We start from the raw sequence: 12,784 nt of genomic DNA, 5'->3' as shown, positions 1-12,784 counted from the left end.
ATGGCAGATACGATTTTCGCCCTGTCGAGTGGTGCGCCACCGGCAGGGATTGGGGTCATTCGGATAAGTGGCCCTGCTGCTGCTGCCGCCTTGCAGGGGCTTGCGGGACATCTTCCCGAACCCCGGCGAGCGCGGCTGGCTTTGCTGAAAGACCCGCGCAACGGCGCTCCTCTCGATCGTGCGCTCATTCTCTGGTTTCCTCGCCCCGGCACTGCGACCGGCGAAGACCTGGCGGAGCTGCATTGCCATGGCGGGCGGGCCGTGATTGCGGGGCTGGAGGATGCGCTCAGGTCCTTTGAAGGCGTGCGGCAGGCCCAGCCGGGTGAGTTTACCCGCCGGGCCTTCATGAATGGGCGCATGGATCTCAATGAGGTGGAGGGGCTGGCCGATCTTCTCGCCGCCGAAACCCAGCAGCAACGGCGCGCGGCTCTGCTTATGTCCGAGGGGCATTTTTCTCGTCGGCTGGAGCAGTGGCAAGGGAGCTTGCTTGATCTTTCCGCCATGGCAGAGGCAGCGCTCGATTTTTCCGATGAGGATGATGTGCCTGAACATGGGGCCGAGGAACGTATCGGCTCCGGTATAGCTGCGCTCATTGATGAGGTGCGGTCGGCGCTAAGTGCGCCTTCGGCCGAGCGTTTGCGGGATGGTATCCGGGTGGTGCTGGCTGGGCCGCCCAATGCGGGGAAGTCGACGCTTTTGAATGCGCTGGTGGGGCGGGAGGCGGCGATTGTGTCCGATGTGGCGGGTACGACGCGCGACCGCATAGAAGTGCCCGCAGCGCTCGGCGGCACGGCTTTTCTGTTTACCGATACCGCCGGTCTGAGAGACGGGACATCGGACGTTATTGAGGCGATGGGGATGGACCGGGCTCGCGCGGCGCTGGACAGTGCCGACATCATTTTGTGGCTTGGCGATCCGGATGAAGCACCGCGCGCCGACGCAATGATTGTTGCTGCCCAATGTGACCGGTACGCGGTGGCCAGAGGGCTACCCATATCGGCGGTCACGGGCGAGGGAATGGAAGCTCTCGTCGCATTGCTTCTGGAGCGAGCGGCGGCGTTGCTGCCCGGAGAGTGTGAATATGCCCTGCATGAAAGGCAGCGAGAGGGTGTTGCGCTGCTCGTCGGTCATTTGGAAAACGCCTTGCCGCAGTCGGACCTTCTCATTGTCGCTGAAGAGCTTCGCCATGCGCGTGCGGCCATCGACGCGCTGACGGGGCGGGCAAGCACCGAGCATATGCTCGACCGGCTCTTTGCAGGATTTTGCATCGGCAAATGACCGCTGTTCCACGTGGAACAGTTTTGACCGCGAGGCCCCAATTCTGATAAGGGCGCCGACATGCAGACAGCTTTTGACGTGATAGTGGTGGGCGGCGGCCATGCCGGGTGCGAAGCGGCGGCTGCGGCTGCTCGCAAGGGTGCGCGGGTCGCGCTTCTCACCTTCGAAAAAGCAACGGTGGGGGCGATGTCGTGCAACCCGGCGATCGGGGGTTTAGGCAAAGGTCATTTGGTGCGCGAGGTTGATGCGCTGGATGGCTTGATAGCGCGTGCCGCCGATGCCGCCGCGATACATTATCGGATGTTGAACAGCAGCAAAGGTGCGGCCGTTCAGGGGCCGCGCGTGCAGGCCGATCGATCACATTACCGGGCCGCCATTCACCGCATGATCGATGCGCAGCGCGGGATCGAAATCATCGAGGGTGAGGCTGCGGCGCTGCTGCTGAAGAATGGCGAGGTTGATGGGATGGAGCTGGCAGACGGACGCCGCTTGTCCGCGCCAGCCATCGTGTTGGCAACGGGCACATTTCTGGGCGGCAAATTATTCCGGGGCGAGGAGACTCTGACGGGCGGTCGAACCGGGGAGCGGGCGGCAACGGTACTAGGTGTTCAGATTCGTGGGCTGGGCCTGCCAATCGCGCGGCTGAAGACTGGGACCCCGCCGAGGCTGGATGGGCGATCGATAAATTGGGGGGTGCTGGAGGAGCAGCCGTCTGACGGTGGCGATTGGACCATGTCCGCCATCTCTGCAGGGCGGCAGCTTCCTCAGTTGAGCTGCGCGATCACGCGTACCAATGAGGCGACCCACGCGATCATCCGTGGGGGCCTGGGGCGCTCGCCATTGTTCAGCGGGGCGATCGAGGGGCGCGGTCCTCGGTACTGCCCGTCGATCGAGGACAAGGTGATCCGTTTCGGCGATCGTGACGGGCATCAGATTTTTCTGGAGCCGGAAGGGCTGGGAAGCCATCTGGTTTATCCCAATGGGATCAGTACCTCCCTGCCTGCCGATGTACAGGAGCAGATGGTCAGGTCGATGGTGGGGCTGGAGTGTGCCGAGATTGTGGTGCCGGGCTATGCGGTCGAATATGATCATATCGATCCGCGCGCATTGGACCACAGTCTGGAAATGCGAGAGGTCCCCGGCCTGTTCTGCGCAGGGCAGATAAATGGCACCACGGGATATGAGGAAGCGGCGGCGCAAGGGCTGGTTGCCGGTGTGAATGCGGCGGCGCGTGCCAAGGGTGATGCGCCGATGATCCTCGATCGGGCGAGCAGTTATATCGGCGTCATGGTCGATGACCTGGTGCTGCAAGGCGTGACTGAGCCGTACCGCATGCTGACTGCGCGGGCGGAGTATCGATTGCGGCTTCGAGCGGACAATGCCGTGAGTAGGCTGGCAGACGTTGGTCGGGTGCATGGCATATTGGGCGAGGATCGGCTCGCTCATTATGATCGGCGGGCTTCGCAGCGCGCCAGTGTGGATGAGGCGCTGGGGCAGCAGCTGAGCGCCACTCAGCTTGCCCGCGCGGGTGCGAATGTCCGGCAGGATGGCTCGCGAAGAACGTTGTTTGAATGGGCGCGGTTTCCGGAAGTCCAGCGGGAATTGCTGTTCGCTTTGGCGCCGTCGCTCACATCAGTGGACGAGAGTGTGCGAGACGAAATCCTGGAGGACGCCCATTACGCTCCGTATCTCGAACGCCAAGCGGCAGAGATTGCTGCCTTGCGTCGCGACGAGCGGGTGTCGATCCCGGCCGACTTTGACTTCGGGGCAATCGGTGGACTGTCGAGCGAGATGATCGAGAGGCTTGATAAGGCTCGCCCCGATACGCTGGCGGCTGCGGGCCGCATTCGGGGCATTACCCCAGCGGCTTTGGCGGCGTTGCTGGTACATGTTCGGCGTCGAGCCGCATGACGGAGGATGAAGCGAAGGCATGGCTGGAGCAGCATTTCCCCGTTTCACGTGAAACATGGGAGAAGCTGGACGGCTATGTGCAAATCTTGCTGTCCGAGATGGATCAGCAGAATTTGATTGCAGAGTCCACGCGTGATCATGTCTGGGCGAGGCATATTGCGGATTCGGCTCAGCTTCTCACATTGGCCGATAGCGCGGGTGAGGGTCTTTGGATCGACCTCGGATCGGGAGCGGGTTTGCCCGCAATCGTGATCGCCATCTTGAGCGACCGGCCCGTGCTGATGATAGAATCGCGGCGTAAGAGAATAGATTTCCTGAATGAGGTGATCGACAGTGTCGGCATCAAGAATGCCCAAGTTTACGGCGGACGAGTGGAAGGTGCTTCCTCAAAGGCGGCGGCGGTAATCAGTGCGCGCGCTTACGCTCCGTTGGAGCGCCTTTTCCCCTCGGCGCTCCATTTGTCCGATAATCGAACCCTTTGGGTGTTGCCAAAGGGGCGTAATGCGCAGAATGAACTGGAGGCGGCGCGATCCTCGTGGCAAGGTGTGTTTCACGTGGAACGCAGCATCACCGACCCGGAAAGCGCAATCATCATAGCGCAGTCGGTAGCGCCAAGGGGCAAGAAAGGTCGCAAATGATCCGTATCGCCATTGCGAATCAAAAGGGTGGGGTGGGGAAGACCACAACGGCGATCAACTTGGCAACCGGGCTTGCCGCTACTGGCCTGAGAGTGTTGTTGATCGACCTCGATCCCCAGGGAAATGCTTCGACAGGATTGGGGGTCCATCAATCCGATCGTACCTGGTCGAGCTACGACTTGCTCGTCGGGAATTGCGCTATTGAAGACGCGATCCTCCCGACCCGTGTGCCGAAACTCGATATCATCGCGGCTACGCAGGATTTGTCGGGGGCCGAGATCGAATTGATCGAATATGAGGAACGGACCCACCGACTGGAGCGGGTGCTCAGCGAAGCGCAGGCCGGTAGGTGGGATATCTGCCTCATAGATTGTCCGCCTTCGCTCGGCCTCCTGACCATCAATGCGATGGTGGCGGCCCAATCCCTGCTCGTTCCGCTTCAGTGTGAATTCTTCGCGCTGGAAGGCCTGTCCCAGCTGTTGCAAACGGTGGAGCGCATTCGCGGCCGCTTCAATCCGGGGCTTTCGATCATGGGTGTGGCGCTGACCATGTATGATCGGCGTAATCGCCTCACAGATCAGGTCGCGGACGATGTGCGGGCCTGTCTGGGCGACTTGGTCTTCTCGACGGTTATTCCGCGGAACGTTCGGCTTTCAGAAGCGCCAAGCCATGGCGTTCCGGCGCTCATCTACGACTTCCGCTGTTCTGGTTCGGAGGCCTATATGCGCCTCGCCCGTGAACTGATTTCGCGTCTGCCCCCACAGGAGGTTGCGGCTTGAGCAACGAGAATGATGAAAAGCTGAAGGTTATCAAGCGTCCCCATGGACTGGGACGGGGCCTTTCAGCGCTGCTGGGCGACGTAACGAGAGAAGAGCCGGTCGCACCACAGGCCGTTTCCGCTTCGACCAAGGCTATCCAGAGCATCGAAGTCGCTTTGATCCAGCCGCATCCGGAGCAGCCCCGCCGTCATTTTGACGAAGGTGCCTTGGCGGAGCTGGCGGATAGCATTGGCAAGCGCGGCGTTATTCAGCCGATCATCGTGCGTCCCCATGGTGGCGGATTTCAGATCGTCGCGGGGGAACGACGTTGGCGGGCGGCGCAGCGTGCGCAATTGCACCGCATCCCGGCTATCGTCCGCGATTTTGACGAAGCCGAAACGCTGGAAATCGCGCTGGTCGAGAATATCCAGCGCGAAGACCTGAACCCGATCGAAGAGGCGGAAGCCTATCGCAAGCTGATCGCGGACTTTAATCACAGCCAGGAAGCGCTGGGACGGATCGTTGGCAAATCGCGCAGCCACATCGCCAATCTTATTCGGTTGCTCGATCTTCCGGCTTCGGTGCAGCAACAGGTCGTTGAGCAGAAGCTGTCGATGGGGCACGCTCGGGCGCTGATCGGCGCGCCGGATTGTGAGACGCTCGCAAAGACCGTGGAGGCCAAGGGCCTGTCGGTGCGCGATACCGAGGACTTGGTGCGCCGCTCGAAAAAGGGGGAAGGGGCGGCGCCGCGAGGCCGGGCCTCGTCGGGACTGGTCAGCAAGGATCCCGATATCGCGGCGCTCGAACAGCATCTTGCCGATATTCTTGGCGTCAAAGTGGACATTGGACATGGGGAGGGCGCGGGCGGCACGCTGTCGTTGCGCTATTCGACCCTCGACCAGCTCGACATGCTGTGTCAGCGACTGTCCGGAGAGCGCATCTGAACAGGCAAGCGTGGCATGATCCGCCGCGCGCCACTGGCATCTGACGAGGGTCTTGCCCAGAGCATGACCCGATCAAAACTGCATGGGATCATGCTCTATTTTTATTGCGGCGCTGTCTGAGTCGGCAGGCACGCCGCCTTGCCTCGGAAATGCTCGGTTTAACTCTTGTTTTCCGCATTTTCCGGGCCAGCGGGTGATACCACCTGCCTGGAAAATGCTTTAGATTGCCGCGATGGCTGACATACAATCTGCAAATGCTTCCGCGCCCATTGTCGTTCGACGTCAGGACTATAGGCCGCCCGACTGGCTCGTCCCCGAGATTGAGCTGGACTTCCTTTTGGACCCCGCGCGCACGACGGTAAGGGCAAGGCTGAACGTTAGCCGCAATGGTGCGCATGATCGCGCGCTAAGGCTGGACGGAGATGAACTGACGCCCGTCGAAGTAAAGGTGGACGGCCGCGCCCTCGGCCCTGACGAGTGGAAGATGGACGGCGGCACCTTGATTATCCCGCTTTCGGGCGGGGTTCATCAGGTGGAAACACTGGTAGAGCTTGCTCCGGAGCACAACAGCAAGCTGATGGGCCTTTATGCCAGCGGCGGGCTGCTTTGCACCCAATGTGAGGCGGAAGGATTTCGTCGGATCACCTTCTTCCCGGATCGACCGGACATCCTCTCCCGCTATTCCGTTCGAATGGAGGCTGACAAGGCGCGCTATCCGATCCTGCTTTCCAACGGTGATCCGGTCGGGCGGGGCGAACTTTCCAGCGGGCGGCATTGGGCACGATGGACCGATCCATATCCCAAGCCCTGCTATCTCTTCGCGCTGGTTGCTGGCGATCTTGCTTGCAACAGCGACAGCTTCGTGACGATGAGCGGACGCGAGGTGAAGTTGGGCATCTGGGTGAAGGAAGCCGACTTGCCGCGCACGCGCCACGCCATGCAGGCGTTGAAGAACAGCATGGCTTGGGACGAGCGCGTCTATGGCCGCGAATATGACCTGGACGTCTTCAACATCGTCGCCGTGGCGGACTTCAACTTCGGTGCGATGGAGAATAAAGGCCTTAACATCTTCAATTCGCGCTACATTCTGGCCGATCCCGAGACCGCGACGGATGCCGATTATGACGGCGTCGAAGGGGTGGTGGCGCATGAATATTTCCACAACTGGTCAGGAAATCGCGTCACTTGCCGGGACTGGTTCCAGTTGTCGTTGAAGGAAGGGTTCACCGTCTTTCGCGATCAGAACTTCTCGGCGGACATGGGTAGCGAGGCGGTCAAGCGCATCGAGGACGTGCGGGTGCTGCGCGCGGCGCAGTTTCAGGAAGATGCAGGTCCGCTAGCCCATCCGGTCAGGCCGGAATCCTACATGGAAATCAGTAACTTCTATACGGCGACCATCTACAACAAGGGCGCTGAACTGATCAGGATGATCGCGCTGATGCTGGGGCCAGATCGCTTCCGCACCGCGACCGACCTTTATTTCGAGCGGCACGATGGCGAGGCGGCGACTTGCGAGGATTTCGTCCGGGCGATGGAAGAGGGGGGCGGGGTGGACCTTACCCAGTTCCGCCGCTGGTATGAGCAGGCCGGAACGCCGCATGTCCGGGCGAGCCTGACGCATGACCCCGTTACCCAGACCGCTGAGCTGCTGTTGGAGCAAAGCACGCCGCCGACGCCGGGCCAGCCGGAAAAGCTTCCGTTCGCCCTCCCGCTTCGGACAGCCTTGTTCGATCGCGGCAGCGGCGGAAGTTCGGGCGAGACGCTGTTGATCCTGACGGAGAAGCAGCAGCGCTTCACCTTCAAGAACTGTGTTGCTGCGCCGATTCTGTCCATCAATCGTGGCTTCTCAGCGCCGGTGATCGTCGAAACAGACAGGAGCCAAGCCGATCTGGCTTTCCTGTCCGCGCATGATGACGATCCCTTCGCCCGCTATGAAGCGATGCAGCAGTTGATGGTCAATGCCTTGGTTGGCCATGTCGCCGGACAGGCGTTGGACGCGGCGGCAATCGTCACGGCGATCCGGGATACCGTCACCGACCCGCATCTTGATGGGGCGTTCATCGCGGAAGCCATTCGCTTGCCGAGCGAAGCCTATCTGGGCGATCAGATGGCGCAGGTCGATCCGGATGCCATCCATGAGGCACGCGATGCGTTGCAGCGCCGGATCGGCCGCGAGTTGGAGCCCCTTTGGCGCGACGTGCACGCGCGAAACAGGGCGAACGGCTTTTCGCTGTCCTCGGCGGCGAAGGGCGCGCGCAAGCTGCGCAACGGCGCCTTGGTCTATTTGGTCGCTTCAGGCGCGGCCGATGCAGCGGGGCTGGCCTTCTCCCAATTTGATGAAGCCGATAACATGACGGAGCGGCAATCGGCTCTCGCGACCCTTGCCAACGGCCGCAGTGACGAGCGGGAGGCGGCGCTCGACATTTTCTATAACCGCTACCGGGATGATCCGCTGACGCTCGACAAGTGGTTCCAGACGCAGGCTTTTGCTTCCCACCCTGATACCGTCGATCTGGTGGAGGAATTGGGGCGGCATCCGGATTTCACCCTGGCCAATCCCAACCGGGTCCGTTCGCTTTTTGGCGCGTTCGCCGGTAACCAGTGGGCGTTCTATCACCGTTCGGGCAAGGGCTATCGACTTGTTGCCGACTGCATCATCGCGCTCGACAAGCTCAATCCGCAAACCGCAGCGCGGTTGGTGCCGCCGCTGGGGCGGTGGCGGCGTTTCGACGAGGGAAGGGCTGCCCTGATGCGCGGCGAGTTACAGAGAATATTGGGTCAACCGGGCCTGTCGAAGGACGTTACCGAGCAGGTGAGCAAGAGCCTCGACTAAGGCGGAATGCGCCATGCCGATACAGGTTCAGCATGGCGTGTCGTCCCTTAGCGCCCGCTGGCCGCCAGCCATGCCGCGACGTCGGCAGCCACCTTGTTAGCTGCGCTGTTAAGCGGAGCGCCAATGGTCGTCGCATCGATCTTGCCACCTATGGGGGCGCTCGCCGTGAACCGCTGGCGCGCGATCGCGGTGCCGCCGGGTCCCGCGAGGATAGCGTCATAGGTGACCACCGCGCTGTTGCTTGCTTCATCCAGGCCGAAATCGACCAAGTCACCCATCAGGCGCTGGCCCGCATCTGCCGAATATTGACCGGGATCTAGCACGATACGGTTGCTGCTCGCGGCGATGGTTTCGGACAGCAGCTTCTGGAACAGGTGACGCGGCGTGTCGGCCCACTGCACCTTGGTGACATAGGCGATCGATGTGGGCGACGTGCGCACCGGAACGCGTACGGTGTCGAGGAGCTTGGGCGCCTCCGGGTCGGCAACGGTGATGGTTGTCCCTGCGGTGGCGCTGCGGAGCGTGCCCGGAGCGACCTTCTGCGCCGCGTCAAGTGACAGCAGCCGTTCCGGCGGCTTCCCGCCGAAGGAAACGCAGCCTGACAGCGCTGCGGCGAGCGCCAGCATGAGGGGAAGGGCGGCAGGCTTCTTGTGGAACGTCATCGCTGTCCCTCTCATTGCTTGTAATCGGGCAGTTTGGGCGATCCAACGATCGACCCCGCGCCCTGTTGATCGAGTTTTTCGGCAACGCCGCGGAAGGCGCGCGACATTTCCCGCAGGTCGCGGACCAGCTGATTGACTTCCGGCATGGTCTGGTTGCTGAACGCGCGCACGCCCGGCTGTGCTTCGGCGATCGTCTTGTCGAGCGTTTCGATGCTGCGGGTCGCGGACTGCACGCTCTTGCGCAAGTCGGCCATCAGCGGCTTGCCTTCGTCGGTCAGCATCGAGTCCGTGGTAGCGGCGAGCTTGCCGATCTGTTCCGCCGCTATGCCCGTGCGCTGGACCGCGATGCGCGCTTCGGCAAGGGTGGCTGCAATCTCCGGGCTGCGATCGGCGAGGGCGCCCGATACGCGTTCGACATTGGCGAGGATGCCCGCGATCGATTGCTGGTTCTTGTCGTTCAGCAGTTCGGTCAGACGCTCGGTCAGGGTTGAGAGTCGCTCCAGCAGTTGCGGCGCGTTGTTCAACAGTTCGCCAAGCGCCCCTGGCTTGGTCGGAATGACCGGGATACCGTCGGGGCAGGCGGACAGGGGATTTTCCTCGGGGCAGCCGATGGGCGGCGCACCCTTTACGGCGCCGTCCAGCACGATCTCGCTGACGCCGGTGAAGCCGACGCCCGCGATGGTGGCGGTGGTGCCTTGAAGAACGGGCGTGCCTTCCTTCACCGAAATGCGCACTTTTACGAAGCTGGGGTCACGTTTCCACAGCTCGATCTTTTCGACCTGTCCGGAAGGAACGCCGGAATAATTGACGCTCGACCCCTTGGCGAGGCCGTTCACCGACTGTTTGAAGAAGATGTCATATTCCATGTTGTCGCCTTCGGAGAGGCGAGAGAACCAGAAGGCGGCGACCATGATCGCCGCCAGCAGCAGCAATGTGACCGTGCCCACCAGCACATGGTTGGAGCGGGTTTCCATTATATTATCGCCTTCCGTCCGATGGCTGTGCCGCCGTCTTTTCCCGTTCGCGGGTCACGGCCGCCGTCGCGGCGCGGCCGCGAGGACCGTTGAAATATTCCTGAATCCAAGGGTGATCGGTCGCCAATAGTTCATCAATGGTGCCGACCGCGATGACCTTTCTGTCCGCCAGCACCGCTACGCGGTCGCAGATGGAATATAGCGTGTCGAGGTCATGGGTAATGAGGAAGACGGTGAGGCCAAGCGTCTGTTGAAGCTTGCGCGTCTGATCGTCGAAGGCCGCTGCGCCGATCGGATCTAGCCCGGCAGTGGGTTCGTCAAGAAACAGCAGGTCGGGGTCGAGCGCCAGCGCGCGGGCTAGGCCCGCCCGCTTCTTCATGCCGCCTGAAAGCTCGGCGGGATATTTAGGACCAGCTTCGGCGGGGAGACCCGTCAGCCGGATCTTGTAGGCGGCGATCTCGTCGCGCAGTTGCGGCCCGATATTGGGATAATATTCGCGGATCGGCACCTCGACATTTTCAGCCACCGTAAGGGTGGAGAAGAGCGCGCCGCCTTGGAACAACACGCCCCAGCGCTTGCGGATGGCCAGCGCCTCGTCATCCAGGCGGCCGATCATCGATTCGCCAAATACGTGGATTTCGCCTTCGTCAGGTGTCTGGAGGCCGATGATCGAGCGCATCAATACCGACTTGCCGGTGCCCGAGCCGCCGACGACGCCCAATATCTCGCCCTTGCGCACGTCGAGGTCGAGATTTTCATGCACGACCTGATCGCCGAAGCTGTTCTTAAGGCCCCTGACGGAGATGGCGATCTCGCTTTTTGCGACGGCATTGTCGACGCGCGCCTCTTCGGCGGCCGCTTCTTCTTCCTCGGCCATCAGTTCCACCCTAGCCAAGTGAAGAAGACAGCGAAAAACGCATCGATCACAATCACCAAAAAGATCGCCTGGACAACGGCAGCCGTGGTTCGCAGCCCGACTTCCTCAGCGTTGCCCTTCACCTGCATCCCCTGGAAGCAGCCGGAAAGCGCGATGATGATACCGAAGACGGGAGCCTTTAGCAGGCCAACCCAAAGGTCTGTGATCGGCACCACCTCTCGCAACCGCTGGATGAAGGTGATCGGCGGGATGTCCAGCGAGACGGCGCACAGGAACCCGCCGCCGATTACCGCGACGATGGAGGAATAGAAGCCGAGCAGCGGCATCATGATGACAACCGCCAGCGTCCGGGGGAGCACCAGCGCCTCCATGGGCGACACGCCGATGGTGCGCATCGCGTCCACTTCCTCGGTCAGCTTCATCGTGCCGAGCTGCGCGGCGAAGGCTGAGCCGGATCGGCCCGCGACCATGATCGCCGTCATCAGTACACCGAGTTCGCGGAAGGTCAGGCGGCCGACGAGGTTGATCGTCAGCATCTCCATGCCGAACTGGCGCAACTGCACCGATCCCTGCTGGGCGATGACGATCCCGATCAGGAAGCTCATGAGGCCGATGATGCCGAGCGCGGAGACGCCGACGACCTCGAACCGCTGCACGACGGCGTTGACACGGAACTTGCTGGGATGCCGGATGACGTTCCAGCTCGCGACCAAGGTCGCGCCGAAAAAGCCAAGGAGGCCGAGAAGCGTGGTGAAGGAGTTGACCACCGCTTCGCCGATCTGGCCGACGACGCGCTGAAGAGGGGGAACATAGTCGGGCCTGATGTTGACCGGCTCGTCCAGCTTTCCTACGGCCTCGATCAGGCGTCGCGCATCTTCATTGCTGCCGGTAAGCTCGCAACTCAGCCTTTTCGCGGTACGGTGGACCGTCCAGGCGCCGATCGTGTCCATATGGTCGATGCCGGACAGGTCGATGGCAGCGACCGGCCCCGCCACCGCGTCGAGGCGGGCGGGCAGATCGCCCAGGCAGGCAATGGAAAAATGCCCGAGAAGCCGAATGACAGCACCGCCATCGCGCGTTTCTTCGGCAAGATCGGCGGCTTTGTTCATCAAGGCGGTTTAGTGGTCCATTATCGGTTGCACGGCAAGCCGAAACGGCCCATCCGCACGGTAGAACGATAGCAAGGCGCAAAAGTTTCGGAAACGGCATGACGCACCGTCTGGCAATATACGATATGGACCGCACGGTGACCTTTTCGGGCACCTATACGGGCTTCCTGATACATGTTTCAAAAGGCTTGGCCCCATGGCGGCTGGTGCTGCTGCCCTGCGTCATCCTGCTGATGCTCGCCTATGTGATGAGGCTCATCAGTCGGCAGCGACTGAAGGAGCTGAATCAGGCGCTGATGATCGGTTTCAATGTCGAGCGCGCCAAGTTGATGCCGCATGTTGAAAGCTATGCCGCGAAGGTTGTTGCGACCAATGTCCGCATGGGCGCCCTCGACCAGATCGCACGGGACAGGGCCGATGGATACCGGCTGGTGCTCGCCACCGCATCCTACCGCCTGTATGTGGAGCCGATCGCCCGCAGGCTGGGGTTCGACGCGGTGATCGCGACCGACCATTTGAGCCAGGACCTGCGTTATGTGCGCGCGAAAATTGCGGGCGAGAATTGCTACGACACCGGCAAGCTGCGGATGATCAAGGCGTGGATGGCGGCGGAAGCGATCGACCGTGACCATGCGCAGATCCGGGCCTATTCCGACCATGTGTCCGATGCGCCCATGCTGGAGTTCGCCGACATGCCTTTCGCTTCCAATCCGCATAAGCCGCTCGCCAGACTGGCGGCGAAGCGCGGGTGGACGCGGGTGGACTGGGCGTAGAGCATTTTCGAAGCAGATGGCATCATC

11 protein-coding genes are annotated in these 12,784 nt (G+C 61.7%); 7 read left to right on the top strand and 4 right to left on the bottom strand.

Annotation, left to right across the window (positions count from 1 at the left end; translation table 11 throughout):
- The 6 genes from mnmE to pepN all read left to right on the top strand — a co-directional run bounded on the left by mnmE (position 1) and on the right by pepN (position 8,362).
- Positions 1-1,278 (top strand): tRNA uridine-5-carboxymethylaminomethyl(34) synthesis GTPase MnmE, encoded by a 1,278-nt coding sequence (gene mnmE, locus ACYU81_RS07335; RefSeq protein WP_460987042.1) that lies wholly within the window; start codon positions 1-3, stop codon positions 1,276-1,278.
- Positions 1,279-1,338: 60 nt separating this feature from the next.
- Positions 1,339-3,189 carry a tRNA uridine-5-carboxymethylaminomethyl(34) synthesis enzyme MnmG gene (gene mnmG, locus ACYU81_RS07330; RefSeq protein WP_460987041.1) on the top strand — a complete coding sequence of 617 codons (1,851 nt, stop codon included), beginning with the start codon at positions 1,339-1,341 and terminating at the stop codon, positions 3,187-3,189.
- Positions 3,186-3,827, top strand: coding sequence for a 16S rRNA (guanine(527)-N(7))-methyltransferase RsmG (gene rsmG, locus ACYU81_RS07325; protein ID WP_460987040.1), 642 nt, complete (start codon positions 3,186-3,188; stop codon positions 3,825-3,827). Before mnmG ends, rsmG begins: the two co-directional genes overlap by 4 nt.
- Positions 3,824-4,606, top strand: a complete 783-nt coding sequence (locus ACYU81_RS07320) for a ParA family protein (protein ID WP_449474503.1) — start codon at positions 3,824-3,826, stop codon at positions 4,604-4,606. The genes rsmG and ACYU81_RS07320 overlap by 4 nt, the downstream gene beginning before the upstream one ends.
- Entirely contained in the window at positions 4,603-5,529 is a 927-nt protein-coding gene (locus ACYU81_RS07315; RefSeq protein ID WP_460987039.1) for a ParB/RepB/Spo0J family partition protein, read from the top strand. The genes ACYU81_RS07320 and ACYU81_RS07315 overlap by 4 nt, the downstream gene beginning before the upstream one ends.
- Before the next feature lie 232 nt (positions 5,530-5,761).
- A complete protein-coding gene (pepN, locus tag ACYU81_RS07310) occupies positions 5,762-8,362 on the top strand; it encodes an aminopeptidase N (protein WP_460987038.1) in 2,601 nt (866 codons plus the stop codon).
- 47 nt (positions 8,363-8,409) lie between these two features.
- Here the strand turns inward: pepN and ACYU81_RS07305 are convergent, their stop codons facing one another.
- Genes ACYU81_RS07305 through ACYU81_RS07290 form a run of 4 tightly spaced genes read right to left on the bottom strand, consistent with a single transcriptional unit; the run spans position 8,410 to position 11,984 of the window.
- On the bottom strand, positions 8,410-9,024 hold the full coding sequence (locus tag ACYU81_RS07305; RefSeq protein WP_460987037.1) for an ABC-type transport auxiliary lipoprotein family protein: 615 nt from the start codon (positions 9,022-9,024) through the stop codon (positions 8,410-8,412).
- A gap of 11 nt (positions 9,025-9,035) precedes the next feature.
- On the bottom strand, positions 9,036-9,998 hold the full coding sequence (locus ACYU81_RS07300; protein ID WP_460987036.1) for an MlaD family protein: 963 nt from the start codon (positions 9,996-9,998) through the stop codon (positions 9,036-9,038).
- A gap of 4 nt (positions 9,999-10,002) precedes the next feature.
- Positions 10,003-10,875 carry an ABC transporter ATP-binding protein gene (locus ACYU81_RS07295; protein WP_460987035.1) on the bottom strand — a complete coding sequence of 291 codons (873 nt, stop codon included), beginning with the start codon at positions 10,873-10,875 and terminating at the stop codon, positions 10,003-10,005.
- Entirely contained in the window at positions 10,875-11,984 is a 1,110-nt protein-coding gene (locus tag ACYU81_RS07290; RefSeq protein ID WP_460988132.1) for an MlaE family lipid ABC transporter permease subunit, read from the bottom strand. Before ACYU81_RS07290 ends, ACYU81_RS07295 begins: the two co-directional genes overlap by 1 nt.
- A gap of 98 nt (positions 11,985-12,082) precedes the next feature.
- On the opposite strand from ACYU81_RS07290, the gene ACYU81_RS07285 reads away from it, so the two are divergent.
- On the top strand, positions 12,083-12,757 hold the full coding sequence (locus tag ACYU81_RS07285; RefSeq protein WP_460987034.1) for an HAD family hydrolase: 675 nt from the start codon (positions 12,083-12,085) through the stop codon (positions 12,755-12,757).
- Positions 12,758-12,784 lie beyond the last annotated feature (27 nt).

It is taken from the genome of Sphingobium sp. TomTYG75, from assembly GCF_054771635.1.
Note: the sequence above shows the minus strand (reverse complement) of the source record. Positions and strands in the feature narration are given on the sequence as shown.